At 64.8% G+C, this 23,216-nt stretch carries 27 protein-coding genes and 1 pseudogene; 17 read left to right on the forward strand and 11 right to left on the reverse strand.

What is annotated here, in order from left to right; genetic code table 11:
- Positions 1-14: 14 nt before the first annotated feature.
- The 4 genes from dnaA to mutM all read right to left on the reverse strand — a co-directional run bounded on the left by dnaA (position 15) and on the right by mutM (position 4,076).
- Positions 15-1,370 (reverse strand): chromosomal replication initiator protein DnaA, encoded by a 1,356-nt coding sequence (gene dnaA, locus RGUI_RS10370; RefSeq protein ID WP_081532994.1) that lies wholly within the window; start codon positions 1,368-1,370, stop codon positions 15-17.
- Positions 1,371-1,936: 566 nt separating this feature from the next.
- Positions 1,937-2,203 carry a 30S ribosomal protein S20 gene (rpsT, locus tag RGUI_RS10375; protein WP_081532995.1) on the reverse strand — a complete coding sequence of 89 codons (267 nt, stop codon included), beginning with the start codon at positions 2,201-2,203 and terminating at the stop codon, positions 1,937-1,939.
- A 182-nt stretch (positions 2,204-2,385) separates the two neighbouring features.
- Positions 2,386-3,162, reverse strand: coding sequence for an enoyl-CoA hydratase (locus tag RGUI_RS10380; protein WP_081532996.1), 777 nt, complete (start codon positions 3,160-3,162; stop codon positions 2,386-2,388).
- 62 nt (positions 3,163-3,224) lie between these two features.
- Positions 3,225-4,076 (reverse strand): bifunctional DNA-formamidopyrimidine glycosylase/DNA-(apurinic or apyrimidinic site) lyase, encoded by an 852-nt coding sequence (mutM, locus tag RGUI_RS10385; RefSeq protein ID WP_081532997.1) that lies wholly within the window; start codon positions 4,074-4,076, stop codon positions 3,225-3,227.
- 87 nt (positions 4,077-4,163) lie between these two features.
- Here mutM and ubiE point away from each other — a divergent pair, with 87 nt between their 5' ends.
- Both ubiE and ubiB read left to right on the forward strand, forming a co-directional pair.
- Positions 4,164-4,916 (forward strand): bifunctional demethylmenaquinone methyltransferase/2-methoxy-6-polyprenyl-1,4-benzoquinol methylase UbiE, encoded by a 753-nt coding sequence (gene ubiE, locus RGUI_RS10390; RefSeq protein WP_081532998.1) that lies wholly within the window; start codon positions 4,164-4,166, stop codon positions 4,914-4,916.
- A 1-nt stretch (position 4,917) separates the two neighbouring features.
- On the forward strand, positions 4,918-6,447 hold the full coding sequence (gene ubiB, locus RGUI_RS10395; RefSeq protein ID WP_081532999.1) for a 2-polyprenylphenol 6-hydroxylase: 1,530 nt from the start codon (positions 4,918-4,920) through the stop codon (positions 6,445-6,447).
- Between the two features lie 9 nt (positions 6,448-6,456).
- Here the strand turns inward: ubiB and RGUI_RS10400 are convergent, their stop codons facing one another.
- The gene (locus RGUI_RS10400; protein WP_172841123.1) at positions 6,457-7,137 is read right to left on the reverse strand and encodes a flagellar hook capping FlgD N-terminal domain-containing protein; all 681 of its coding nucleotides are present in this window, start codon (positions 7,135-7,137) and stop codon (positions 6,457-6,459) included.
- A 13-nt stretch (positions 7,138-7,150) separates the two neighbouring features.
- Positions 7,151-8,974: a flagellar hook-length control protein FliK gene (locus tag RGUI_RS10405; protein WP_081533001.1), complete on the reverse strand. Its 1,824-nt coding sequence runs from the start codon at positions 8,972-8,974 to the stop codon at positions 7,151-7,153.
- Positions 8,975-9,090: 116 nt separating this feature from the next.
- Between RGUI_RS10405 and RGUI_RS10410 the strand changes: the two genes are divergently transcribed.
- The 6 genes from RGUI_RS10410 (at position 9,091) to RGUI_RS10435 (ending at position 12,773) form a co-directional block, all read left to right on the forward strand.
- Positions 9,091-9,384, forward strand: a complete 294-nt coding sequence (locus RGUI_RS10410) for a rod-binding protein (RefSeq protein WP_081533002.1) — start codon at positions 9,091-9,093, stop codon at positions 9,382-9,384.
- On the forward strand, positions 9,371-9,715 hold the full coding sequence (locus RGUI_RS10415; protein WP_081533003.1) for a hypothetical protein: 345 nt from the start codon (positions 9,371-9,373) through the stop codon (positions 9,713-9,715). Before RGUI_RS10410 ends, RGUI_RS10415 begins: the two co-directional genes overlap by 14 nt.
- A gap of 211 nt (positions 9,716-9,926) precedes the next feature.
- Entirely contained in the window at positions 9,927-11,120 is a 1,194-nt protein-coding gene (locus tag RGUI_RS10420; RefSeq protein ID WP_081533004.1) for a flagellin, read from the forward strand.
- A 62-nt stretch (positions 11,121-11,182) separates the two neighbouring features.
- Complete coding sequence (flaF, locus tag RGUI_RS10425; protein WP_253798235.1) at positions 11,183-11,578, forward strand: flagellar biosynthesis regulator FlaF; 396 nt, start codon at positions 11,183-11,185, stop codon at positions 11,576-11,578.
- A complete protein-coding gene (gene flbT / locus RGUI_RS10430) occupies positions 11,575-11,985 on the forward strand; it encodes a flagellar biosynthesis repressor FlbT (protein WP_081533005.1) in 411 nt (136 codons plus the stop codon). Before flaF ends, flbT begins: the two co-directional genes overlap by 4 nt.
- Positions 11,982-12,773 carry a DUF1217 domain-containing protein gene (locus RGUI_RS10435; RefSeq protein WP_081533006.1) on the forward strand — a complete coding sequence of 264 codons (792 nt, stop codon included), beginning with the start codon at positions 11,982-11,984 and terminating at the stop codon, positions 12,771-12,773. Before flbT ends, RGUI_RS10435 begins: the two co-directional genes overlap by 4 nt.
- 5 nt (positions 12,774-12,778) lie before the next feature.
- Here the strand turns inward: RGUI_RS10435 and RGUI_RS10440 are convergent.
- Positions 12,779-14,130: pseudogene (locus tag RGUI_RS10440) on the reverse strand (FliI/YscN family ATPase).
- Positions 14,131-14,213: 83 nt separating this feature from the next.
- Between RGUI_RS10440 and RGUI_RS10445 the strand changes: the two are divergent.
- Genes RGUI_RS10445 through RGUI_RS10485 form a run of 9 tightly spaced genes read left to right on the forward strand, consistent with a single transcriptional unit; the run spans position 14,214 to position 18,852 of the window.
- Complete coding sequence (locus tag RGUI_RS10445) at positions 14,214-14,606, forward strand: FlgB family protein (RefSeq protein WP_081536051.1); 393 nt, start codon at positions 14,214-14,216, stop codon at positions 14,604-14,606.
- Positions 14,607-14,622: 16 nt separating this feature from the next.
- On the forward strand, positions 14,623-15,015 hold the full coding sequence (flgC, locus tag RGUI_RS10450) for a flagellar basal body rod protein FlgC (protein ID WP_081533007.1): 393 nt from the start codon (positions 14,623-14,625) through the stop codon (positions 15,013-15,015).
- Between the two features lie 11 nt (positions 15,016-15,026).
- Entirely contained in the window at positions 15,027-15,317 is a 291-nt protein-coding gene (gene fliE / locus RGUI_RS10455; protein WP_081533008.1) for a flagellar hook-basal body complex protein FliE, read from the forward strand.
- A 4-nt stretch (positions 15,318-15,321) separates the two neighbouring features.
- The gene (locus tag RGUI_RS10460; protein ID WP_081533009.1) at positions 15,322-15,588 is read left to right on the forward strand and encodes a flagellar biosynthetic protein FliQ; all 267 of its coding nucleotides are present in this window, start codon (positions 15,322-15,324) and stop codon (positions 15,586-15,588) included.
- Positions 15,589-15,591: 3 nt separating this feature from the next.
- Positions 15,592-16,314 carry a flagellar hook-basal body complex protein gene (locus RGUI_RS10465; protein WP_081533010.1) on the forward strand — a complete coding sequence of 241 codons (723 nt, stop codon included), beginning with the start codon at positions 15,592-15,594 and terminating at the stop codon, positions 16,312-16,314.
- A 16-nt stretch (positions 16,315-16,330) separates the two neighbouring features.
- A complete protein-coding gene (gene flgG, locus RGUI_RS10470) occupies positions 16,331-17,116 on the forward strand; it encodes a flagellar basal-body rod protein FlgG (protein WP_081533011.1) in 786 nt (261 codons plus the stop codon).
- A complete protein-coding gene (gene flgA, locus RGUI_RS10475; protein WP_081533012.1) occupies positions 17,116-17,547 on the forward strand; it encodes a flagellar basal body P-ring formation chaperone FlgA in 432 nt (143 codons plus the stop codon). Before flgG ends, flgA begins: the two co-directional genes overlap by 1 nt.
- A gap of 15 nt (positions 17,548-17,562) precedes the next feature.
- On the forward strand, positions 17,563-18,300 hold the full coding sequence (flgH, locus tag RGUI_RS10480) for a flagellar basal body L-ring protein FlgH (protein ID WP_081533013.1): 738 nt from the start codon (positions 17,563-17,565) through the stop codon (positions 18,298-18,300).
- Between the two features lie 9 nt (positions 18,301-18,309).
- Entirely contained in the window at positions 18,310-18,852 is a 543-nt protein-coding gene (locus RGUI_RS10485) for a flagellar basal body-associated FliL family protein (protein ID WP_156882936.1), read from the forward strand.
- 12 nt (positions 18,853-18,864) lie between these two features.
- Here the strand turns inward: RGUI_RS10485 and RGUI_RS10490 are convergent, their stop codons facing one another.
- The 4 genes from RGUI_RS10490 to flhA are packed head-to-tail and all read right to left on the reverse strand — an operon-like array spanning position 18,865 to position 23,154.
- A complete protein-coding gene (locus RGUI_RS10490) occupies positions 18,865-19,212 on the reverse strand; it encodes a hypothetical protein (RefSeq protein WP_081533015.1) in 348 nt (115 codons plus the stop codon).
- Entirely contained in the window at positions 19,209-20,300 is a 1,092-nt protein-coding gene (locus tag RGUI_RS10495; RefSeq protein WP_081533016.1) for a flagellar biosynthesis protein FlhB, read from the reverse strand. Before RGUI_RS10495 ends, RGUI_RS10490 begins: the two co-directional genes overlap by 4 nt.
- Complete coding sequence (locus RGUI_RS10500) at positions 20,300-21,067, reverse strand: flagellar biosynthetic protein FliR (protein ID WP_172841124.1); 768 nt, start codon at positions 21,065-21,067, stop codon at positions 20,300-20,302. The genes RGUI_RS10495 and RGUI_RS10500 overlap by 1 nt, the downstream gene beginning before the upstream one ends.
- Positions 21,064-23,154 carry a flagellar biosynthesis protein FlhA gene (gene flhA / locus RGUI_RS10505; protein WP_081533017.1) on the reverse strand — a complete coding sequence of 697 codons (2,091 nt, stop codon included), beginning with the start codon at positions 23,152-23,154 and terminating at the stop codon, positions 21,064-21,066. Before flhA ends, RGUI_RS10500 begins: the two co-directional genes overlap by 4 nt.
- Positions 23,155-23,216 lie beyond the last annotated feature (62 nt).

The following is a 23,216-nucleotide window of genomic DNA, read 5'->3' on the forward strand; positions in this document are numbered from 1 at the left end:
TACACGTCAGACCGTCAGGCGTCGAGCATCCTGCGCAACAGTTCCAGATCCTCGTCGATCTGCGGATCGCTCAACCGCAGCTCGTCGATGCGCTTGACAGCATGCATCACGGTGGTGTGGTCGCGCCCTCCGAACCGGCGCCCGATCTCGGGCAGACTGCGCGAGGTCAGGTGCTTGGACAGATACATCGCGATCTGCCGCGGCCGCGCGATGGTGCGGTGCCGCTTGGGCCCGATCATGTCGGCAAGGCGCATGTTGTAGTGCTCGCTCACCTTGCGCTGGATTTCCTCGACCGTCACCTTGCGGTCGGTCGTGCGCAGGATGTCGGCCAGACAATCCTGTGCCAGATCCAGCGTGATTTCCTTACCCACCAGAGAGGCGAAAGCGAAAAGCCGGGTCAGCGCCCCTTCGAGTACACGGACATTCGTGGAAATCCGGTGGGCGAGGAATTCCAGAACGCCATCGGCGATGGCAAGGCCGGGATACTGCGTGCGGTACATGTCCACCTTCTGCTGAAGGATGCCCAGCCGCAATTCATAGTCCGTGGGATGCAGATCGACGACAAGACCGCATTGCAGGCGGCTGCGGATGCGGTCTTCCATGTCCTTGATCTCCCCCGGCGCGCGGTCGGCGGAAATCACGATCTGCTTGTTCTGGTCCACCAGCGCGTTGAAGGTGTGGAAGAACTCCTCCTGCGTGCTGTCCTTGCCGGCGATGAACTGCACGTCATCGACCATCAGCACATCGACCGACCGAAAGAGCGACTTGAACCCCATCATGTCGCGTTCGCGCAGCGCCTGCACGAAGCGGTACATGAACTGCTCCGCCGAGAGATAGACGACCTTCTTTTCCGGCGACCGTTCCAGAAGCTCCCACGCGATGGCGTGCATCAGGTGCGTCTTGCCAAGCCCCACACCGCCGTAAAGGAACAGCGGGTTGAAGGTGACAGCGCCGCCTTCGGCGACCCGGCGGGCCGCGGCATGGGCCAGCGCGTTGGGCTTGCCGGTGACGAAGGTGTCGAAGGTGAACCGCGCATCCAGCGGGGCACCGGGCAGATCAGCATCGGCGCGCGCCTCGGCCCCGGCGGGGGCCGATGACCGGTTGGCCGGCACCGCCACGTCATTGCGACCGGACGCGACCGAGAACACCAGACGATCGGCCATCACGCCATTCTGCGTCATGTTTTCCAGAATCTTGTCGCCATAGTGCCGCTTGACCCAGTCGCCGACAAAGGTGGTCGGAACGGAAAACTCTGCCACCCCGTCCTCAAGCGTCCGGAATTCGAGGGGTGCGATCCAAGTTACGAAGTTGTTCTTTCCAATAGCCTTTTCCAGGTTTTCACAGATCCGCCCCCACGTTTCGTCTTTCATCTATCGCCCGCTTTCTTTCAGTCCCGCTCTTCTTTTTCGCCGGCTGCGCCCGACCTGTCCGCACGGACAATAGCCGAACCGGCTCTTACCCACCGGGCAAAGAGGGACAGGCCATTGACAGGAAACAAGAAGATTGTCCGATGGACGCAACGTCCCCGGCGATCATCCCATTACGCCGCCATGGCGCTTTATATTATGGACATGAGACGCAGTGTTCGCGAACCACCACAATTCGCGCATCCTGCGAATGCATCAAAACGCGATGAACCCCCTCAGTTTCACGCGCCCTGTTTTTCTCCGTTCATGCCGGATTCCGACGGCAGCGTCGGCCAGTCCAGCACCTGCGGAGGCTGCATCACGTCATGTCCCCCCAAAGCCGATGTGACTCGTAGGGACTAAGTTAGAACCCGCAGCCAGCACCGCGCAACAGAACTATGACCTTGACTAGGACTGGAGCGAAAACGAATCCGGATGGCGTTGCGATGGCGACACGAGGTCGATTTTTCACAAAAAAGAGGGCACGGCTGCGCGGCCATGCCCTCTGCATTCGAATCGGAGATATGGCCTTAGCTGCCCAGCGCCTTCACGCGGGCGGACAGGCGCGACATCTTCCGCGCGGCGGTGTTCTTGTGAACGACGCCCTTGGTCACGCCGCGCATCAGTTCCGGCTGCGCCTCGCGCAGGGCGGTTGCCGCGGCGTCCTTGTCGCCAGAGGCGATCGCCTCTTCGACCTTGCGCAGGTAGGTCCGGATGCGCGAACGACGCGCCTTGTTCACGGCATAGCGGCGCTCGTTCTGGCGGGCGCGTTTCTTGGCTTGGGGCGAATTTGCCATCTCGTCTGGTTCCCTTCTCCGGGTCTCATCGTTCAAAATTCTCGCGCAACGAGCCCCGGCCGGGTTTTGCAGACTACCGGCTGATTCCGGCCAAAGCGGGCCTCACGCGCATGTAAGGGCCGTCGCTTAGGCGAGACGGCCCCAAAAGGCAACCGGAAATTGCACCGGCTTGTCGTCAACCGTCACTTGTCGCGGAATTGCGGTTCCCGCTTGTCGACGAAGGCCTGCATGCCCTCGGTCTGGTCTTCGGTGGCAAAGAGCGCGTGGAACATCCGCCGCTCGAACAGCAGGCCCTCGCGCAGGGTCGTCTCATAGCTGCGGTTGACGCATTCCTTGACGGCCATGGTGGTGATGGCGGATTTCTCGGCGATCTTGCCGGCGGCGGCCATCGCCTCTTCCATCAGCTTCTTGGCGGGGACCACCCGACTGACAAGGCCGGAGCGTTCCGCCTCTTCCGCGTCCATGAAGCGGCCGGTCAGATGCATATCCATCGCTTTCGACTTGCCCACGACGCGGGTCAGGCGCTGGGTGCCACCGATCCCGGCCACGACGCCCAGGTTGATCTCGGGCTGGCCGAACTTGGCGGTGTCGGCCGCGATGATGAAGTCGCACATCATCGCCAGTTCGCATCCGCCGCCCAGCGCATAGCCCGACACCGCCGCGATGATCGGCTTGCGGCAGGCCAGAAAGCGTTCGGTTTCGCGCGTGAACAGGTCGCCGGTAAAGACGTCGACGAAACTCTTCTCGCTCATCTCGCGGATATCGGCCCCCGCGGCAAAGGCCTTTTCCGACCCCGTCAGGACGATGCAACGCACCCGGTCGTTGTCGTTCGCCTCGGTCACGGCGTCGGCCAGTTCGGCCATCAACTCGCCATTCAGGGCGTTCAGCGCGTCGGGCCGGTTCAGGCGGATCAGCGCCACGTGGTCCTCGATCTCGACGATCAGCGTCTTGTAAGCCATCTTGCTCCGGCCTCCATGTCGTTCGGGGCCGAGTCCTTAGCAGCCTCACGCCCGCTTTCAAGTTATCTTTGGCATTGCGGGCAGTAGAAGCTCGATCGCCCCGACTGCGTGATTCGGGCAATCGTGCCGCCACACCCCGGCGTCAGGCAGGGTCGGCCTTCCTGCGCGTAGACCCGGAAACTGTGCTGGAAATAGCCAAGTTCGCCGTCCGTATGCCGATAGTCACGCAAACTTGACCCACCGGCCGCGATGGCCTCCTCCAACACCGCGCGGATCACCGGAACCAATCGGGCGACCCGCGGCGCGGCGATGCGCCCGGCCTTGCGCCGGGGCGAAATTCCCGCCCGGTGCAGCACCTCGCAGACATAGATGTTGCCCAGGCCCGCCACGATCCGCTGATCCAGCAGCGCCGCCTTGATCGGCGTCATCCGTCCCTTGAGCCGCGCGACAAGATAGTCCTCGTGAAAAGCATTGCCCAGCGGTTCGGGGCCGAGATCTGCCAGCAGCCAGTGGTCGCCCAGGCGCGCGGTATCGATCAGGTCCATCGCGCCGAAGCGCCGGGCGTCGTTAAAGGTAATCCGTGCCCCCCCGTCCATGTCCAGAACGACATGGTCGTGCTTCTGCGGGGCGGCGACGGGATGGTGGAACGCCCCGGGCATATCGCCCGAGATCAGCATCCGCCCCGACATGCCCAGATGGATCAACAGCGTCTCCTCGGTGGAAAGCTCCGCAAGGATATATTTCGACCGCCGCCCGAGCCGCAGCACCCGCGCCCCGGTCAGACGCTCTGCCATGCCTTCGGGCAGGGCCCAACGCAGGTCGGGGCGGTTGACCTGCGCGGCCGCGATCACCCGCCCCTCCATCACGGGGGCAAGCCCGCGACGCACTGTCTCGACCTCGGGCAATTCGGGCATCGGCACTTTCCTCCGGCGCGGGGTGCATTGTAGTCCCCGACGAGCGCCTTATAAGAAGGCCCGAACAGTACAACGGCAAGGCCACCCATGACCGACACTCAGGATACCACCACGCATTTCGGCTTTCAGACCGTGTCGGAGTCGGAGAAGGCCGGCATGGTGCACGGTGTCTTTACCCGTGTCGCCTCCCGCTATGACCTGATGAACGACCTGATGTCGGCGGGCATCCATCGCATCTGGAAAGACGCGATGATGGACTGGCTGGCCCCGCGCCCGCATCAGCGCCTGCTGGACGTGGCCGGCGGCACCGGCGACATCGCCTTCCGTTTCCTCAGGCGTGCCCCCGGCGCGACCGCGGTCGTCTGCGACATGACCGAGTCGATGCTGATTGAGGGGCAGAAGCGCGCCGATGCCGAGGAACTGGGCGCAAGCCTTGACTGGGTGGTCGGCGATGCGATGGATCTGCCCTTCGAGGACAACAGCTTCGACGTGGTCACCAACGCCTTCGGCACCCGCAACGTTACCCGGATTCAGGATTCGCTGACCGAGGGCTATCGCGTGCTGAAACCCGGCGGGCGCATGATGACGCTGGAATTCAGCCAGATGCCCAACCCGATGATGCAGTGGGCCTATGACCGCTATTCCTTCAACGTGATCCCGGTCATGGGGCAGGTCGTGGCCAACGACCGGGACAGCTATCAGTACCTCGTTGAATCGATCCGCAAGTTCCCCGAACAGGAAACCTATGCCGACATGTTCCGGGCCGCGGGGTTCGAGCAGGTGAAATACCGCAACCTGTCGATGGGCATCGCAGCACTGCATTCGGGCTGGAAGATCTGAGTTGCGCGGACCTCACAATATCTGGCGGCTGGTGCAGACACTGGCCACGATGGAGCGCACGGGCGCCAACCGCTTCGTGCTGCAGCAACTGGGTGCACCGGCCAGCGTCGCGGCCTTGGCCCGCGTGCTTGGCTGGCCACTGAAATGGCTGGGGGAAAAGGGCGACCCGGACCTTCCCCCCACGACCCGAGCGATCACCGCGCTTGGCCCGGCCTACATCAAGTTCGGCCAGATCCTGTCGACCCGGCCCGACGTGGTGGGCGACGATCTGGCGGTGCAATTGCGCGTGCTGCAGGACAAGCTGCCGCCCTTCCCGGTGGAGGTCGCGAAGGCCACGGTCGCGCAGGAACTGGGCCGGCCGGCGGACGAGGTGTTCTCGGAATTCTCCGAACCGATTGCCGCGGCCTCCATCGCGCAGGTGCACAAGGCGCGCATCGCAGCGACGGGCGAACAGGTCGCCGTGAAGGTCCTGCGCCCGAATGTGGAGCGGGAATTCCGCCGCGACATCGACGCCTTCTATTTCGCGGCCTCGACGATCGAGATCCTGGCCCCCTTCTCCCGCCGGCTGCGGCCGACCGACGTGATCGCCCATTTCGACGGCGTCGTCACGGGAGAGCTTGACCTGCGGATCGAAACCTCGGCCGCGGCGGAATATGCCGCCAATACCGAAGGCGACGCAGGCTTTACCGTGCCGCGGGTGATCTGGCCGCTGTCGGGCAAGCGGGTGATGACGCTGGGCTGGTGCGAAGGCGTGCCGCTGGGCGACAATGCGGCCATCGATGCCGCGGGCCACGACCGGCGCGCCATCGGCGAACGGGTTTTGTCGATGTTCCTGCGCCATGCCCTGCGCGACGGCTTCTTCCACGCCGACATGCACCAGGGCAACATGAAGGTGGCGCCCAACGGCGACGTGCTGGTGTTCGATTTCGGCATCATGGGGCGGATCGACGAATATACCCGCCGCGTCTATGCCGAGATTCTCTATGGCTTCATCCGCCGCGATTATCGCCGGGTGGCCGAGGTGCATTTCGAGGCCGGTTACGTCCCCGCCGACCGCGACATCGACGAATTCGCACAGGCGCTGCGATCCGTGGGCGAACCGATCTTCGGCATGGAAGCCACCTATATCTCGATGGCGAAGCTTCTGGCCTATCTCTTCGAGGTCACCGAACGCTTCGGCATGGCGACGCGGACGGAACTGATCCTGCTGCAGCGGACCATGGTCGTGGTCGAGGGCGTGTCGCGCTCGCTCAACCCCTCGATCAACATCTGGGAAGTCGCCAAGCCCATCGTCGAGGAATACATCAAGGAAAATATCGGGCCCAAGGCCCTGGCGCGGGATCTGACGCGCACCGCCCGGGTGCTGGCCCGGTTCGGGCCGCGCCTGCCGGATCTGGCCGAAGCGGCCCTGATCCAACAGTCGCAGCGCAAGGCCGAACCACCGCGGCCGTCGCGCCTGAAACCCGCGATCTGGATGGGGCTTGGCTCTGCGCTGACCCTTGCCGTGGTCGGGCTTGTAACGGTTCTCTGAGTGGCCGGATCAGACCTCCGGCTGCCGCAGGGCAGAAATGTCCGAGGCAGAGGCCTCATCACCGCCCGAGAAGACGATGACGATCCCGTCGGAGTCTGACCGCACCTCGGTGATTTCGGCGAAGACCTCGCCCTGCGCTTCGGAGATATGCGCGTCGTCGGCATAGCTTTCCACCACGAAGGTATAGCTGCCGGCATCCGCGGTCGTGCCCGCGGTATTGGTGCCGTCCCAGACGACGGGCTCCCCATCGATGCTGATGTCGAACCGGCTGATTTCGCGGTTGTTTTCATCGCGCACGACCATTTGCGCGCTGTCCGCGGCCGAATCGATTTCCGGAACTACCGAGATCGGCGAGCCATCGAAATATGCGGCAACCGCGGCGCGGCCTTCCATGCCGACCCAGCCGCCGTATTGGGCAAGACCCGCACCGCCGAGGTTTTCGTTCAGATTCTCCAGAAGCTCGTTGGACTTCACCTGCTGCTCGACCCCGGAGAAGGTGGCAAGCTGCACGGCGAATTCCTGCGATTCCATCGGGTTCAGCGGGTCCTGATTCTGAAGCTGAACGGTCAGCATCGTCAGGAAGGTCTGGAAATCGCTGCTGAGCGCCGAGGAATCATCGGAACTCTGCGTCGTGCTGGTGGTGCTTGTGCTCGTGGTCGTGCTGGCAGTCGTGGTGGAAACGCTGTCCATTGCTTCGCTCCTTCTAAAGCCTGAGGTCGAGACCGGACGACGTTCCGGTTGCCGAGTCTCGTCGTTGTGTCCCGGCCTCTGCGACCATGTCCGCAACACGATCACCCTCGCCGCCATTGTCGGACGAACCGTCCGCCGTGTGCCGTTCACCGGTGTTCCCGAAATCCAGCACGACCTCGCCGTAGCCAAGCTCGCGCATTGCGTCGTTCAGCATCTCGGCGTGGCGACGCATCAGGTCGAGCGTTTCGGGTCGTTCCGCGTTGATGGTGACGGTGATCCCGCTGTCCCCGGGGTTCAGGGTCAGGCGCACGCGGCCCAGTTCCTCTGGGCTGAGCGTCAGTTCGACGGAACCATCGGTGGTCCGGTGCAGTGCCTCGGCAAGCTGGCGCATCGCGGGCCGCGGGGCCTCGGCAAGCGGCGGGTTCGGCAACTGGCTGAGCCGCGCGGATTCGGTCGACCGCTGTTCGACGCCGCTTGCCTCCACCGACTGCAAGGCATCGCCAACCGCGGTGTCCACGGCGGCCGCACTGCGACCGTTTTCAAAGGCCATGCGCGCATCGGCGATGTCAGAGGCCGCCGGGCGTGCCGCGGCGGATTGGGCGGTCTCGGTGTCCGCACGAACGGTCCCCGTCTGCGCGCGGCGCAGCGCGGCCACATCCTCGGGAATGTCGGCCTCCCTTTCCGCCCGCGTCACCGAAGCCCGGGCCTCGCGATAGGCGCTGCCGGCTTGAGCCGTCATCTCGCCAGCAACACGCGTCTCGGCCGCAACGGCACCTGCGGGCGCCTGAGGCAGCGTGGTTTGCGCGGGGGCCGATTGGGTGGACGACGAGGCGGATGTCTCGGTCGGGGCCGCGGTGGTTTGGGCGGCCTGCAGCGGGTCAACACCGGCTTGGGGCGTCGCCGATTGGGGGGCGACAGCCTGAGCGGCCAATGGCTGTGCCGGCGCCGGCTGCGGGGCCGCAGCCTGGGCGGACAACGGCTGGCTTGGCAAGGATTGGGGCGCGGCCCCTTGGGCGGTCGGTCCGGCCGCCTGTGCCGTCGCGCCCTCTGTCGATGTGGCAGACAAGACCGCCGGCATCGACGCCCCGACCCCGCCAGCGGGCACAACGCCCGGCCTCTGACCAAGGGCGGCGTCGCCTGCAGTGGTCTGCAATGGGGCCGTTTGCACGACTCCTGACCCATTCTCGGCCGGCACGGACGCAAGGCCAAGCTTGGGCGCCATCGCATCGACGGCAGATGCACCGCCCGATGTAACCGCGGGCATCACGGCCCCGATATCGGTGGTCCGCAGGTCGACAACGCTGGGCGCAGTCGAGCCTTGAGCCGCGCCACCGCGTACCGTATCGACGATTGCGGCCTGATCGGTTGCGGCGATCTCACCGGTGGCAAGCGCAATTGCATCACCTGTCGCGCCGATGTCCGCCCCGTCAGAGGTCGGCAGAGCCGAGCCCTCCCCCGCCGCCGCATCATCGACGGCAATCACACGGGGCGGGACCGAGCCGGTTTGCGCGCCCGGATACCCCTGGGTTCCGGGCCAGAGCATGTAGGGCGCCGCGATGTAGGAGGGCTGTTTCGACGAGGCGGCCGCCGTATCATCGGCTGCGCCGGTGTCCTGCGCAGCCGTTTCCGGGTCTGCATCGGGGGGCTGCGCGGCCTCGGTGGATTGATCCGACGTCTTGTCGCCGCCTTGTCCACGGCCTGCGCTGGCGGCCTTGGCGGTTCCCGAAAAGACGGACTGGAACGGCTCCGTCCCGGACTCGGGCGAGGATGCACCGCTACGGGTGCTGTCGGAGGTGAGCGGGGCGGCCGAGGGGCCAAGAGGAGGAAGAGCTTGCATGCGATACGCCGGACTTCTGCCACAGTTCGCATCCAGATGACCGAAAACCGGTTACCGATTCTTTACCGACGAGCCGCGATAAATGGAAAAACGACTCGCAGTTTAGGAAACTCGGCATGATCTCACCTTTGAATGCGACCTCCGCCGCGCCCGTCACGCAAAGCGCGGCCAACAAGGAAATGAAATTGCGTGAGATGGCGGAAAAGCTGGAAACGCAATTCCTGGCCGAAATGCTGAAACATGCCGGTGCCGGAGAAGCGCGCGGCGAATTCGGCGGTGGCGCGGGCGAAGAGCAGTTCACATCCTTCCTGCGCGAGGCGCAGGCACAGGAAATGGTCAAGGCTGGCGGGCTCGGCCTGTCCGAATTCATATTCGAAGCATTGAAGGAGCGTATGGATGACGCTGGATAAGGCAGACGAGATCGCGGACGTTCTGGAACGCGAACGGGTTGCGCTGCGCAACGCCGACTTCAAGTCGCTGAACAAGCTGAGCGATGAAAAGGAAAGGCTGTTTGCCGATCTCGGCGACACGCCCTTCGCCGATGCCGAAACGCTGAAGCGGCTGCTTGACATGGCCAAGCGCAACGAAACGCTGCTGGACGCGGTCCGCCGGGGCATCGACAGCGCCGCGCAAAGGCTGAAACGCCTGCGCGAACCGGCCGAACCCCTGGACACCTATAGCCAGACCGGACAGCGCACGCGCCTCGACGCCACGAAAAGGTCCCTCACGCGCCGCGCTTGATCCCCATTTTAGACAAACACGACGCTTACCGTCCTTCCTCGTTAGGCGTTGTTTTACCTCGGACTGAAAGGTTCGGGACGCGTCCGGAAAAGCCGGGCGGCACGGCGCGGGAAACCCCGCCTCCCGTATGGGTCAGAACGCCTGAACATGCCGCCAAATGCGGCGCTGAAACCCCATGGCGCAAAGCGCCGTACACTAGGAAGGACCACACATGTCCAGCATTCTGACGAACTCCAGCGCAATGGTTGCCCTGAAAACCCTGCGCAGCATCAACTCCGGTCTGAACAGCACCCAAAGCGAAATCTCGACCGGCAAGTCGATCTCGTCGGCGAAAGACAACTCTGCCGTCTGGGCCATCTCGAAAGTGATGGAATCGGACGTGACCGGCTTCGACGCCGTTGCCACCAGCCTGCAAACCGGCGGTGCGATGGTGTCCGTGGCCCGTACGGCCGTTGAATCGATCACCGAAGACCTTCAGGCGATCAAGGAAAAGATCATCGCGGGTCAGGACCCGTCGGCTGACACCGGCAAACTGGACAACGAGATCACCGAACTCGTGTCCATGATCGAATCGAAGATCAGCGGCGCCCAGTTCAACGGCGTCAACCTGCTCAGCTCGGGCGGCACCGAATCGATCCTCGGCTCGATCGACCGTTCCGGCACCGCGGTGACCACCAACACGATCACCGTGAACCACCAGAACATGTCGACGGCTGCTGCCGCCGCGGCTGCCGGTAACCTTGCCGCCGGTACCAACGCCACCCTGCTCGACGTGGCTGGTAACAGCGACGTTGCTGCCGCGGTGATCGCGGGCGGCGGGTCTGAAGGTTTCGCGCTGACCGGCATGGTTGCCGGCAACACGATCACCATGGCCATCGACGACCGTAGCTTCAGCTACACCGTCACCACGGCCGACACCGCCTCCGGTTCGGACGTGAACGAGATCGCCATCGCGAACCTCTACTCGCAGGTCATGAACTCCGGCATGTCCGGCATCACGGCCGTCTACGACCCGGCTTCGGCCGCTGCCGACCTGACCATCCAGGCCGCTGCCGGTCTGGATCGTTCGCTCAGCGTTGCGATCACCGACGACGGTTCCGGGGCGCTTGGCGGCCTGAGCGGCTTCAGCACCAGCGGCACCGTCGCGCAGGTTGAAGCGTTCATCAACGGCGCAATCGATGCGGCGGCTGCCCTTGGTGCATCCGAATCCCGGATCGAAAGCCAGACCGAGTTCGTGAAGAACCTGTCGGACTCCCTGAAAACCGGTATCGGCGCGCTGGTCGATGCCGACATGGAAGAGGCTTCGGCCAAACTCCAGGCTCTGCAGGTTCAGCAGCAGCTGGCCACCCAGTCGCTGTCGATCGCGAACCAGGGTCCGCAGAACCTTCTGTCTCTGTTCCGCTAAGTCGGATCGGGCCGGGGCTGAACGCCCCGGCCCCTTTCCTGATGGCAAAAAGCTATTCGTGAATGGAAGGACAGACCGTGAACGCCCTGCAAATGGCCCAACAGGCCTATTCCGCCCCCGCACAGAACCAGACGCGCAGCCCGCGCGCGACCGAATACGCCGCTTTCGCCCGGATTACCGCCCGGCTGAAGTCGGCCCACGAAGCTGGCCGCGACGCCTTTCCGGCGTTGGCCGCGGCCCTGACCGAAAACCGCAAGCTCTGGCGCATACTGGCCATCGACGTGGCCGACAGGGATAACGCCCTGCCCCCGCCGTTGCGCGCCCAGATCTTCTATCTCTACGAGTTCACCGATCAGCACTCTGCCAAGGTGCTGAAGCAGCAGGCCGATGCCGGCCCCCTGATCGAGATCAACACCGCCATCATGCGTGGCCTCCGAAGCGCAGAGAGGGTGTCATGAGCGGTCTTGTCCTGAAACTCGGCCCCAAGGAACGGGTGCTGATCAACGGCGCGGTGATCGAAAATGGCGACCGGCGTACCCGGCTGGCCATCAAGACCCCCAACGCCAACATCCTGCGCCTGCGCGACGCGATCCACCCCGAAGAGGTCAACACGCCGGTTCGCCGTGTCTGCTATATCGCCCAGCTCGTTCTGGCGGGCGACGCGGAACCGGAAGAAACCCGGCCCCAGCTTCTGCGTGGCATCGAACAGCTCAGTCAGGTTCTGACCGACCATGACAGCCGCGCGCAACTGACCGCGGCGACCGACGCGGTGCTGGCCGATCAGTTCTATCAGGCGCTCAAGTCGCTGCGTGCACTGTTGCCGCGCGAGGAACGTCTTCTGGCAGGAGGCCCGAGACTGTCATGACCTACACGCCCGTTGTCCCCATGAGCGGCATTGCCGGCTGGACCTTCCTCGAACGCACGAGAGACCTCCAGCAGCAGGCCTACAACCAGAGCCAGACCGTCCAGAACGACGTCGAGTACTTTGCCGAGAACATCGGCAAGGTCGAAACGGCAGAACAGCTCGTGTCGGACTACCGGCTGCTGAAAGTCGCCCTGGGGGCCTTTGGCCTCCAGGACGAGATCGCAAACAAGTTCTTCATTCAGAAGGTGCTGGCCGACGGCGTGCTTGCCGACGATGCGCTGGCCAACAAGGTCGCCGACAAGACCTATTACAAGTTGTCCGAGGCGTTCGGCTTCAACAGCCTCACCGGGCCCGAGACCCAGACCGAGGGCTTTGCCGAGAAGATCACCGACGCCTACATGACCCGCAGCTTCGAAATTGCAGTGGGCGAGCAGGACAATGCCATGCGACTTGCCATGAACCTTGACCGGGATCTGGCGGACCTGGCCGAAAGCGATATGAGCGAGAACGCCAGATGGTACAGCATCATGGGGTCGGAACCGCTGCGCGAGGTGTTCGATACCGCCTTCGGGCTGTCGGACTATTTCGCCGCGCTGGATGTCGACAAGCAACTTGAAACCTACCGCGACAAGGCAGACGCCTATTTCGGGGACGAGGGCGTGTCCCAGTTCGCCGACGACGAAAAGCGGCAGGAACTGATCAACCTTTTCCTCGCCCGGTCGGAGATCGCTTCGGGGATTTCAGGCTACTCGCCCGCGCATACGGCGCTTGCGCTGCTGGGGGGCTGATCGGATCAGCCCGCCTCGGCCGCCTTTACGACATCTTGCCCCGATGCCTTGAGCACCGAGGCAAGGCGCGCAAAGCTCTCACCAACGCCGCCGGGGGAATCCTCGGCCAGGAAGGCATCAAGCCGGTTCCAGACCGCGATGGCCGCGTCGATCTCGGGGTCCGACCCGGCGGCATAAAGCCCTGCCTGGATCATCATCTCCGCCCGGTCATAGGCGCCCAAGAGCCGCCGCGCCTGCGAGATCATGGCGTTCTCGGGGCCCGTTGCGGCCTCTGGCAGGCTGCGCGACACCGACCGCAACAGATCGACCGCCGGGAACCGCCCGCGTTCGGCAATGCGGCGGTCCAAGACGACATGGCCGTCCAGCACACCGCGCAGGATGTCTGCCACGGGCTCTTCCATGTCCGACCCCGCGACCAGAACCGAGAAGACGGCCGTGATGTCACCCGCCCCGTCGCAGCCGGGCCCGGCGCGTTCGGCAAGCGACATGATCGCCTGCGCGGTGGAGGGCGGATAGCCCCGCAGTGCTGCGGTCTCGGACGCGGCGAGCGCCAGTTCGCGATGCGCCTCGGCAAACCGGGTGACGGAGTCGGCCAGAAACAGCACATGCTTGCCCTCGTCCCGGAAATGCTCGGCCACGGCCATCGCCGCCCAGGCCGCACGCCGGCGCACCATAGGCGACTGGTCCGAGGTGGCGGCCACCACGACCGACCGGGCCATGCCCTCCGGCCCCAGTACCTTGGTCACGAATTCGCCGACCTCGCGCCCGCGCTCACCCACCAGTGCGATCACCGCCATGTCGGCCTGCACACCGCGCGCAAGCTTGGCCAGAAGCGTCGACTTGCCAACGCCGGAACCCGCGAACAACCCGATACGCTGCCCCGGACAAGCGGCAGAAGCGTGTCGAAGGCCGCAAGCCCCGTCGCCAGCCGTTCCCCCAGCGGGCGCCGTTGCGTGGCCGGGGGCGGCGGGGCGCGCAGAGGACGCGGCACCATGCCGGGCATCAGCGGCCGTCCGTCCAGCGGCTTGCCGAACGGATCGACAACACGGCCGAGCCAGCCGGGATGGGGTGCAATCTCACCCGGGCCCAGAAGCACCACCCGGTCACCGACCGACAGCCCCTCAGGCGTGCCGTCGGGCAAGACGGTGATGGTGTCATGGGACAGGGCCAGAACCTCGCCCCGCCGTCTTGTCCCGCGACCGTGGCGAATTTCGACCAGATCGCCAAGCCCCGCGGCCTCTGCCAGACCCGCCACGGTAACCGTCCCGCTGCCCGCGGCCACCACACGCCCCAGCGGCCGAATCGGAGACAGGGCCGCGATACGGCGCAAGAGGGCGGCGAAAGGACTGTCAGGCATACGGATTCTCCGGCCGGTTTATCACTTACCGTTTCTAAAGGAATCGCACTTAAGCATTGGTTGAAACCGAGGGAGAAGCCCCGATGTTCAAAGAACTTGAAATACTACGCATGGCACATGGTTTGGCAGAGCATGCCGGCCATCGTCAAACTGTCATTGCACGCAATGTGGCAAATGCCGACACGCCTGGCTTTCGCGCCAAGGACATCGACGGCTTCTCGGAATTCTACTCCAAATCGGATGAAGGGCTGAGCCTGCGCACGACGCGGGCCAATCATTTTTCCGCTGGCGACAGCCTTGGCCAAAACATCGAATTGTTCGATTCGGAAGGCGATGTCGACCCCAACGGCAACAGCGTTTCCCTCGAAAGCGAAATGGTCAAGGCCGCCGAAACCAAGCGTCAGCACGACATGGCACTGGCTGTCTATCACAGCTCGATGGGCATTCTGCGCACCAGCCTCGGCCGGGGCCGGTAGGCGAAAGGATTAGACGATGTACGACCTCAGCGAAACCTTCGGCCTGTCGGCCAGCGGCCTGAAAGCACAGGCCACCCGCCTGCGCCACGTGTCGGAGAATATCTCCAACGTCGACACGCCCGGCTATCACCGCAAGATCACGCCCTTCAATGTCGCGTTCAACGCCGATGGCCTTGCGGGCGAAGTCGAGACCGGCCCGGTCTATCTGGATCAGACCGAACCGAAACAGATTTTCGATCCCGCCCATCCGATGGCCAATGAAGACGGCTATTACGACGGGTCGAATGTCGATCTCATGATCGAGATCGCCGACGCGCGCGAAGCGCAGCGCAGTTACGAAGCCAACCTCAAGATGTTCGACCAGGCCCGCAAGATGACGCAGGGCCTGCTTGAACTGCTACGCCGTTAGGAGACAGAGAAATGGAAATCGGATCCACTTTTGCCGCCCATGGCTATGCCTCGGCGCGGCCGGCAACCCAGCCGGAAGTCCGGACAGACACGCCGGAGAACGCCTTCGTCAACCTCGCGCGGAACTTTGCGCAGACGATGGAAACGGGCGAGCAGACGGCGATCTCTGCCATGTCGGGTTCGGCCGACCCGCATGCACTGGTGCAGGCCCTGGCACAGACCGAACTGGCGATCGAAACCGCCGTCACCGTGCGTGACAAGGTGGTCGAGGCCTATCAGGAAATCCTGCGGATGCCGGTCTGACGCCATGGATGAGGTCATCTTCTACGACACGCTCCGGCAGGGTCTCTGGATCGCGGTGATCATCTCGCTGCCGATCCTCGTGGCCGCGCTGGTCACCGGTGTGACCATCGGCCTGTTCCAGGCCCTGACGTCGATCCAGGAGATGACGCTGACCTTCGTGCCAAAGCTGGCCGCCATCGTCATCGTCTATTGGATGTCGATGGGCTTCATGGCCGAAACGCTGTCCAGCTTTTTCACCGGGCAAATCGTGCCCATGATCGCAGGGATCTGAACCATGTCGAGCACGGGCTATACCACGCTGTCGCGCCAGTCGGGCTTGCTGCGCGAGATGCAAAGCGTCGCCAACAACATCGCCAACGCCACGACCACCGGGTTTCGGCGGGAAGGCGTGATCTTCTCTGAATACGTCCTCGCCGCAGAGGGTGAGGGCGAGTCGCTGTCGATGGCGCGTGCCCATGCCCGCCAGATCGACCTGACCGCCGCGCCCCTGACCCATACCGGCAGCCAGTTCGACTTCGCGATCGAGGGCGAAGGCTTCTTCCAGGTCGAGACGCCGAACGGCCCGCGCCTGACACGGGCCGGCAGCTTCACGCCCAATGGCGAGGGCGATCTTGTCACCCCGGAAGGCTACAGGGTTCTGGACGCAGGCGGCGCCCCCGTGTTCATTCCCGCCGAGGCCAATAACATCGCCGTCGCCGCCGACGGGACGCTGTCGGCCGATGGACAGCCCCTGACCCAGATCGGCCTGTTCACGCCGGCCGACCCCAACGCGCTGTCCTCCGTGGCGGGCACGATGCTCGACCCCGGCGGCGCGACCGAACCGCTGTTGAACGGCACCATCGTGCAGGGGTTCGTCGAAGGCTCCAACGTCGATCCGATTTCGGAAATCGCCCGGATGATCGAAGTGCAGCGCACTTACGAGATGGGCCAGAACTTCCTCGACCGGGAACATGACCGCATCAGTTCCGCCGTGCGCACCCTCGCCGGCAGCAACTAGCCAGAAAGGATAGCCCATGCGCGCCCTGAAGATCGCCGCCACCGGGATGTCGGCCCAGCAGATGCGGGTCGAGACCATTTCCAACAACCTCGCCAACATGAACACCACCGGCTACAACGCACGCCGGGCCGAATTCGCCGACCTGCACTATCAGCAGGTCACGCGCGCCGGCACGATCAACGCCGCGGACGGCACCACCTTGCCGACCGGCATCCAGCTTGGGCTTGGCGTCCGCCCCTCGTCGATCACGGTGCAGGTGTCGCAAGGCTCCCTGTCGCAGACCGGCGGCGATCTGGATGTCGCCATCGAGGGCAAGGGTTATCTGTCCGTCACGCTGCCCTCGGGCGACACCGCCTATACCCGGGACGGCGCCCTGAAACGCAGCGGCGACGGCCTGATCGTCACCGCCGACGGCTATCCCGTCTCGCCCGACATCACCATCCCCGACGATGCCAGCAGCATTTCGATCAACTCCGAGGGGGAGATCTACGCCTATTTCTCGAACCAGGTCGATCCGCAACTTCTGGGCCAGTTCGACCTGACGGTGTTCTCGAACGAGAAGGGGCTAGAGGCCCTGGGGTCGAACCTGTTCCTCCAGACCGCGGCCTCTGGCGGCCCGATCACCAGCACGCCGGGCGACAACGGGTTCGGTACGCTGCGGCACGGCTATCTCGAAGACAGCTCGGTCGATGCCGTGCGCGAGATCACCGAACTGATCGAGGCCCAGCGCGGCTACGAACTGAATGCCAAGGTGATCTCTGCCGCCGACCAGATGCTTGGTGCGACGACGCAGGTCCGGTGATGAAAGCGCTCGCCCTGCTTGCCCTGATGGCGACGGCCCAGCCGGTTTCGGCCGAGATGGTCGTCGCCACCCGCATGATCCGCGGGATGACGATCCTCGGCCCCGACGATGTGGCCCTGGTCGAGGGGACGACGCCGGGCGCGCTTGTCGAACAGGCCGACGCAATCGGGCAGGAGGCCCGGGTGAACCTTTACGCAGGCCGTCCGATCCGGGCCGGCGATATCGGACCGCCGGCGATCATCGAACGCAACCAGATCGTGACCGTCCTTTATGCCGGGCGGGGCCTGACCATCGCGGCCGAGGGCCGCGCCCTGGAACGTGCCGGGGTCGGCGACATGGTTCGCGTGATGAACCTGGCCTCCCGCAAGACCGTCAACGGATATGTGTCGGAAGACGGAACGGTTTCCGTCGGCACGACCCTGAAACACTGAGGAGCCAGTAGGCCCATGAAGCCGATCATCGCCGCAGCCCTGACCGCCGTCGTGCTGTTCCCCGCCGGATGCGCCGACCTGAAAGAAGTCGGCAAGCCCCCGGCATTCAAGCCGACCGCAGGCACCAACGAATATTACGCGATGAACGCCGCCGGGGCGCTTCCGCCCGAGGTCGAGCGGCGCGGGCCCGTCGACAACTCCTCGCTCTGGGCCGCGGGCAAGAAATCGCTTTTGGGCGACCGGCGTGCCGGACAGCGCGGCGACATCCTGACCGTCGTCATCGAACTGGACGAAAAGGCCGAGATGTCGAACGCCACCGACCGCAGCCGCAGCGGCAGCAAGAGCATGGGCATTGCGCAGCTTCTTGGCCTGCCGCAGAACATGCTGAAAAAGCTGCCGGCCGGCGCCACCATGGATCCGGCGATCGATACGAATGCCGACACCAGCCACAGCGGCGACGGCTCGATCAAGCGGAAGGAAAAGCTGACGCTGCGGGTCGCCGCGACCGTGACCCAGGTGCTGCAGAACGGTGTGTTCCAGATCGAGGGGACACAGGAAATCCGGGTGAACTTCGAACTGCGCGAACTGGTCGTGACCGGCTATGTCCGGCCCGAGGATATCTCGCGCCAGAACGAGATCACCTATGACAAGATCGCGTCGGCCCGTATCTCCTATGGCGGACGGGGCCAGATCACCCAGATGCAGCAGCCGGCCTACGGCCAGCAAATCCTTGATATCGTAAGCCCGTTCTGAGGAAACATCATGGCCAAGCTACTCCCGGTCATCATCGCCGTTGTCGGTCTTCTTATCGGGGCCGGGGCGGGGTTCATGCTCAAGCCCGCCCCGGCGCCCGCCCCCGCGGACGAACATGCCGCCGATGACGGGCACGGCGACGATGGCCATGCCAAGCCCGCCAAGGCCGACGCCCATGGCGACAAGGGCAAAGGCGGCGGACATGGGGATGGGCACGGCGACGAGGGCGGCACCGACTTCGTCAAGCTCAACAACCAGTTCGTCGTCCCGGTGGTGCATGACGAAAAGGTCGCGGCGCTTGTCGTGCTGTCGATCAGCCTTGAGGTCGAGACGGGCGGCGGCGGCGATGTCTTCACGAAAGAACCTCGGCTGCGCGACTCCTTTCTGCAGGTGATGTTCGATCACTCCAACGCCGGCGGCTTTGACGGTGCCTTCACCGAAAGCGGCACGATGACGCTCTTGCGCCGTGCGTTGCTGGAAACGTCCCGAACCATCCTCGGGCCGATCGTCCACGACGTCCTGGTCACCGATATCATCCGTCAGGATACCTGACCGGGCGCCCGCCTATCGCAGGCGGGCCCGTTCGATCAATCCCTGAACCGCGCGGTCACGCCCAAAGGCTTGGGTGGCCGCGCGAATTGCGTTGGCTTCCTCGACCCGTGCCCGGGCCAGTTCCGCATTCAGCGCCTTGCGCCGGAGCCGGTGATGGCGGGCGCGGGGTTCCTCCAGCATCGCGCGAACCGCGACGTCGTCGTCGGCCGCGGCCCGGCGGGCCTCTGCATCCAGCGCGGCCAGCTCGGCCTCCACCCGGCGGCATTCCTGTGCCGCCGCGCGCAGGCGGGCAAGGGCGGCCTCCTTCAGGGCGCTGCCGACATCGGCCAACCGCAACAGGCGGGCATCGGGTTTGCTCATCGGTTCGCTCCGGCGCGGGTGCGCATCTCTTCGGCAAAGCGGATCGCGGCGGCCACGGCGCGGTAGTGCTCGGGCCGGATTTCCTCCCCGATCTCGACGCTGGCATGCAGCGCGCGGGCAGTGGGCGGATCGCGGCGCATCGGCACGCCGGCCTCGGCGGCGACCTCGCGGATGCGCGCGGCGATCTCGTCCACGCCCTTGGCAACGCAAACCGGTGCCCCGCGAGAGTTTCGGTTCCATTTCAGCGCAACCGCGTAATGCGTGGGGTTGACGATCACCACGTCGGCCGTCGGGACATCCTGGATCATGCGGTTCGTGGCGATATCCATGGCGCGCTGGCGCCGCTGCTGTTTCATTTGCGGATCGCCTTCGGACTGCTTGACCTCTTCCTTCATTTCCTGATGCGACATCCGGTTCTTGCGCTGGTGTTCAGCCGCTTGCCACACATAGTCGATGGCCCCCATCACACCGGCAATCGCGACCGCAACAACCATGAACTGCGCCGCCATGCGCACCAGTTGCGCAACCGCCATGTTGGGCGACAATTGCATTACGCCCAGCATCTCCTCGATGTGATAGCTGAGATAGACGCCCAGCAAGACGGCATAGAGGGTCAGCTTCACCGTGCTTTTCGCGAATTCGAAAAGACCGCCGCGCCCGAACTTGTTCTTCGCGTTCTGAACGATCGACAGGCGGGAGAGCTTGGGCTTGATCCGCTCGGGCGCTACGACAAGGCTGCGCTGGGCCAGGACCGACAGCAGGACAAGCAGGCCGGGAACCGCGAACCACGGCAGGATCGGAATACCCACCTGAGCGATCAGCCCGCCCACAGGGGCCGTGCCGTGACCGTTCAAAATCAGCGGCGCGATCCGGTCCGCCTGGCCCAGCAGCACGGCACCGACGGTGCCCAGCGCCGTCAGGCTCCCCGCCCCGAAGGCGAAGGCCGTCAGCGAAAACCCGGCATAGGCGGCGGCCGTGTTCAGATCGACCGACTTGGCCAGTTCGCCTTTCTTGCGCGCATCGTCGAGCTTCTTTTGTGTCGGCTCGAATTGCTTGTCGTCATTTTCCGTGTCGCCGCCACCGCTCATCAGCCGCCTCCGAAGGGCATCGCGAACAGCTCAAGCAGGCGGCCCTGCCACAGCATCAGCATCGGCGGCATCGACAGGAACAGCAGGATCAGCCCCCCGGCGGTGATTGCCGGGGCACCGACAAAGGCCACCATCAATTGGGGCATCGCCTTGTTGATGACGCCAAGCGCAAGGTTGTAGATCAGCGAGGCGATGACAAAGGGCATCGCCAGCGTGGCGGCCAGCCCGAACCCCTTTGCAATCCGCAGCACGCCCCAGTCGGCCAGGACGCGGGCGTCGGGAAAACGGCCCATGGGCAGGAAGTCGTAGGACAGGATCATCGCCTCGGCCGCGCGCACATGCAGGCCCGACATCACCGCAAGCGCAAGACCGGCGGTCATCATCAGCCGCCCCATCGCCGGCTGCGGGTCCATGGTCGCAGCACCCAGAAGCTGCGACAACGATGTTGCCTGTGCCGCGATTTCACCGGCCATCTGCAAAGCGATGATCATCATCCGCAGCACAAGGCCAAGCGCCAGGCCGATCACCGTTTCGGTGGCCAGCATGATCGGGAAAGGGGGGGCGACGGCCGGAAAGGCCGAAACGACCGCGGGCGTGATGACCAGCGTGAAGGCCAGCGCCACCGCAAGACGGACGCGCACCGGCACCGCGCGTTCGCCAAAGGCGGGCAACATGGCCATGACCGCACCGACCCGCAGAAAGACAAGATAGGCGGCCAGCAGAACCGGCCGCCAGAGTTCGATCAGCGCCGTCAGTTCGGCATTCATGCGGCAACCATGCCGACAAGCGCGGGCCTGATATTCGTCCCGATCTCCTCGAACGACAGCACGGGGGCGGAAATCCCCTTGGCCGACAGCGCCATGCGCAGGAACCGGCGCCGGCGCCCCGATGTCGCGATGACCGGGAAGACGCCCGCCTCGCCCGATTTGGCAAGCTTTTCCGAAACGGCCCCGGCCAGGCGGTTGAACTCGTCCGGGGGCAGAGCGACGTCGGCCGACCCGTGGTCGGAGGGCACCTGATAGGCGATGAACCGCTCTTCCCATTCCGGCGAAAGCTGCAAGAGCGGCAGAGTCCCGTCCTCGCGCCGGTGTTCGGCGACAAGCTGGAAGCCCAGCCGGCGGCGGACATGTTCGCAGATCGACTCGGGCCCGGCATGGGCGGGGCGCGCCTCGGCGATGGCCTCCATGATCAGGGGCAGGTTGCGGATCGACACCCGTTCCTCCAGCAGCAGGCGCAATACGGCCAGCAGCAGGTCGGGCGGCACCTTGTCCGGCATCAGCTCCTCGATCATCCGGCGGTTGGCGGCGGCGCGGTCGGTGTCGGACAGGTCCATCACCTCGTCCAGCAGGCGGCGCAGCGCCTTGTGCGTCAGCAACAGGGCAAAGTTGCTCTTGACCACTTCCAGAAGATGAGTCGCCAGCACTTCGGACGCGTTGACGACCGTCACCCCCTGCAGGGCAAGATCCTCGCGCTGGTCGGCCGCCACCCAGCGGGCCGGTGCACCGTAAACCGGTTCGCGCACGTCCTCTCCCGGTGGCAGGAGGGCGGCGGCATCGGCCTGAAGGGCAAGAACCCGGTCGGGGCGCAACTGGTCCCGGGCCTGTTCCACCCCCTGGATCAGCATCACATAGGTCCCCGCGGGCAAGGCGCCGTTATCGGTCAATCGGATCTCGGGCAGGATCAACCCGTAGCTTTCGGCCACATGCCGCCGCATCGAGGTGATCCGCGCCTCGATCCCGGTCGAGGGGTCAAGCACCATGCCGACAAGGTCGGGCGCAAATTCCAGATGGATGTCATCCAGATCCAGCAGATCGCCAAGCTTGCTTTGCGGCTGGCTTTCGCCCCCCTCTTCATCTGTCGCGACGGGCTTGCGGGCTTCTTCATCAAGACGCTTGCGCTGCAGGAACGCCGCGGTGCCCAGCGCGAGCGCCCCGGCCATGAACGGCAGGAAGGGAAGGCCTGGCACCAGCGCGAACATCCCCAGAAGGACGGCCACGGTTGCAAGCGCGGCGGGGTGGCGGCCAAGCTGGGAAAAGAGCGCGAAATCGGCCGTCCCGTTCGCGCCGCCCCGTGCCAGCAGCAAGGCCGACGCGATGGAGATGATCACCGCGGGGATCTGGCTGACAAGCCCGTCGCCCACCGTCAGGATCGCGTAGGTTTCCAGTGCCTGCCCCATGGGCATGCCATGCACAAGGACCCCCATCAGAAGGCCCATGACAAGGTTCAGAAGTGTGATCAGCAACCCCGCGACCGCGTCGCCCTTGACGAATTTCGATGCACCGTCGAGCGAACCGAAGAAGGTCGTCTCGGCCTGTTCGGTCTCGCGGCGGCGCCGTGCTTCGGCATGGTCGATCGCACCGGCGGCCATGTCGCTGTCGATGGCAAGCTGCTTGCCCGGCATCCCGTCCAGCGCAAAGCGCGCGCCGACCTCGGCCATGCGGCCCGCGCCCTTGGTGATGACCATGAAGTTGACGATCATCAGCACGCCGAAGACGACAAGGCCAAGGAACACGCTGCCGCCCATCACGAACATCGCGAATCCCTCGATCACGTCGCCGGCGGCCCCGGTGCCGGTATGGCCCTGCCCGATGATCAGCTTCGTGGAAGAGACGTTGAGCGACAGCCGCAGCATCAGCGCGGCCAACAGGACCGTCGGAAAGGCCGAGAAATCCAGCGGCCGTTCGACAAACAGCGTGACCGTGAAGATCAGGATCGCCAGCGCGAAGGAGGCCGCCAGCCCGATATCCAGCACCCAGGCGGGCATCGGCAGAATCATCATCACGATGACCGCCATCAGCGCCAGCGCCAGTAGGATCGTCGGGCGGAAGAGGTCGTTGAGCGTCAGGTTCGGCATGGCGACGCGCCCTCCTGCTCAAGGGGCGCAAGACCGGGCAGGAATGCCGCCCGGCCGGGCCA

Origin of the sequence: Rhodovulum sp. P5 (assembly GCF_002079305.1) — a bacterium.
Classification (GTDB): domain Bacteria; phylum Pseudomonadota; class Alphaproteobacteria; order Rhodobacterales; family Rhodobacteraceae; genus Rhodovulum.

Coding starts and splice junctions, on each gene's coding strand:
- flhA (WP_081533017.1), bottom strand. CDS start 23,154: ATGCCGAACCTGACGCTCAACGACCTCTTCCGCCCGACGATCCTACTG.
- RGUI_RS10435 (WP_081533006.1), top strand. CDS start 11,982: ATGACCTACACGCCCGTTGTCCCCATGAGCGGCATTGCCGGCTGGACC.
- RGUI_RS10495 (WP_081533016.1), bottom strand. CDS start 20,300: ATGAGCGGTGGCGGCGACACGGAAAATGACGACAAGCAATTCGAGCCG.
- RGUI_RS10400 (WP_172841123.1), bottom strand. CDS start 7,137: ATGGACAGCGTTTCCACCACGACTGCCAGCACGACCACGAGCACAAGC.
- flgA (WP_081533012.1), top strand. CDS start 17,116: ATGAAAGCGCTCGCCCTGCTTGCCCTGATGGCGACGGCCCAGCCGGTT.
- RGUI_RS10485 (WP_156882936.1), top strand. CDS start 18,310: ATGGCCAAGCTACTCCCGGTCATCATCGCCGTTGTCGGTCTTCTTATC.
- fliE (WP_081533008.1), top strand. CDS start 15,027: ATGGAAATCGGATCCACTTTTGCCGCCCATGGCTATGCCTCGGCGCGG.
- mutM (WP_081532997.1), bottom strand. CDS start 4,076: ATGCCCGAATTGCCCGAGGTCGAGACAGTGCGTCGCGGGCTTGCCCCC.
- flaF (WP_253798235.1), top strand. CDS start 11,183: ATGGAAGGACAGACCGTGAACGCCCTGCAAATGGCCCAACAGGCCTAT.
- RGUI_RS10405 (WP_081533001.1), bottom strand. CDS start 8,974: ATGCAAGCTCTTCCTCCTCTTGGCCCCTCGGCCGCCCCGCTCACCTCC.
- RGUI_RS10420 (WP_081533004.1), top strand. CDS start 9,927: ATGTCCAGCATTCTGACGAACTCCAGCGCAATGGTTGCCCTGAAAACC.
- RGUI_RS10490 (WP_081533015.1), bottom strand. CDS start 19,212: ATGAGCAAACCCGATGCCCGCCTGTTGCGGTTGGCCGATGTCGGCAGC.
- RGUI_RS10415 (WP_081533003.1), top strand. CDS start 9,371: ATGACGCTGGATAAGGCAGACGAGATCGCGGACGTTCTGGAACGCGAA.
- RGUI_RS10500 (WP_172841124.1), bottom strand. CDS start 21,067: ATGAATGCCGAACTGACGGCGCTGATCGAACTCTGGCGGCCGGTTCTG.
- RGUI_RS10380 (WP_081532996.1), bottom strand. CDS start 3,162: ATGGCTTACAAGACGCTGATCGTCGAGATCGAGGACCACGTGGCGCTG.
- RGUI_RS10465 (WP_081533010.1), top strand. CDS start 15,592: ATGTCGAGCACGGGCTATACCACGCTGTCGCGCCAGTCGGGCTTGCTG.
- flgG (WP_081533011.1), top strand. CDS start 16,331: ATGCGCGCCCTGAAGATCGCCGCCACCGGGATGTCGGCCCAGCAGATG.
- dnaA (WP_081532994.1), bottom strand. CDS start 1,370: ATGAAAGACGAAACGTGGGGGCGGATCTGTGAAAACCTGGAAAAGGCT.
- RGUI_RS10445 (WP_081536051.1), top strand. CDS start 14,214: ATGTTCAAAGAACTTGAAATACTACGCATGGCACATGGTTTGGCAGAG.
- rpsT (WP_081532995.1), bottom strand. CDS start 2,203: ATGGCAAATTCGCCCCAAGCCAAGAAACGCGCCCGCCAGAACGAGCGC.
- flgC (WP_081533007.1), top strand. CDS start 14,623: ATGTACGACCTCAGCGAAACCTTCGGCCTGTCGGCCAGCGGCCTGAAA.
- RGUI_RS10460 (WP_081533009.1), top strand. CDS start 15,322: ATGGATGAGGTCATCTTCTACGACACGCTCCGGCAGGGTCTCTGGATC.
- flgH (WP_081533013.1), top strand. CDS start 17,563: ATGAAGCCGATCATCGCCGCAGCCCTGACCGCCGTCGTGCTGTTCCCC.
- ubiE (WP_081532998.1), top strand. CDS start 4,164: ATGACCGACACTCAGGATACCACCACGCATTTCGGCTTTCAGACCGTG.
- flbT (WP_081533005.1), top strand. CDS start 11,575: ATGAGCGGTCTTGTCCTGAAACTCGGCCCCAAGGAACGGGTGCTGATC.
- RGUI_RS10410 (WP_081533002.1), top strand. CDS start 9,091: ATGATCTCACCTTTGAATGCGACCTCCGCCGCGCCCGTCACGCAAAGC.